The following is a 768-nucleotide window of genomic DNA, read 5'->3' on the forward strand; positions in this document are numbered from 1 at the left end:
CTTGCCCGCGCTCTGGCGAAGCGCCCCGAGCCGATCGACCAGATCGAACATCCCGGCGACCTCGCCGCCGGGGGAGTCGATCTCCATCACCACGCCGCGCACCGACGGATCGGCCAATGCCGCCTCGATCGCCTCGCCGACCTCGCCATAGACGGAGGCGCCGAACAGTTCGGTCAGCCAGTCGCCGCGCGCGACCAGTGGACCCAGCACCGGGACCACCGCGATGCCGCCATCGGTGACGGCGTACCCACGACCGCGCGTCGCAATCTCGCCGGGAGACGCAATCGTCACGCGACTGGCGGCGAGCAGCGTCTCGAGCGCGCGCGGCGCGATCGCCAGCGGCCGGCTCGCGAGCCGGAGCAGTGCAACCTCGATGCTCATCGTGGATCCTCAGGTCGGCGCGGTGGTCGTTTCGTCTTCCGCAGGCGCCGGAGCTTCGCTCGGCGCCGCCCCACCCGGCGTGTTGCCGAACACGAGCCCGAGCTTCCGCTCGCGGGCGCGGTCGGCGGCGATCTCGGCATCGACCTGCTCGGCGTCGTAGCCGCGCTCGGCCAGCGCCTGGGTGCGGCTCTTCAGCCCAGCCTCGATCTGCTCGATCTCCGCGCGCGCGTCCTTCAGCGGATCCACCCAGTCCCAGCGCGGCGGCAGCCAGGCACAGGCGACGTACTCGCGGCGCCGCGCCTCGTAGCCGGGCAGATCGAGCGCGCCCGAGAGCACAGCCACGTCCATCCAGCGCGCCCAGACCCGGCGGCAGATCTGCCACACCAT

At 72.4% G+C, this 768-nt stretch carries 2 pseudogenes; both read right to left on the reverse strand.

Annotation, left to right across the window (positions count from 1 at the left end):
• Positions 1-381: pseudogene (locus ACTIFU_RS23885) on the reverse strand (S49 family peptidase); the annotation flags it as partial.
• 9 nt (positions 382-390) lie between these two features.
• Positions 391-768 (reverse strand): annotated as a pseudogene (locus tag ACTIFU_RS23890) (phage portal protein); the annotation flags it as partial.

It is taken from the genome of Elioraea sp. (assembly GCF_051860475.1).
In the GTDB taxonomy this organism is placed as follows: domain Bacteria; phylum Pseudomonadota; class Alphaproteobacteria; order Acetobacterales; family Acetobacteraceae; genus Elioraea.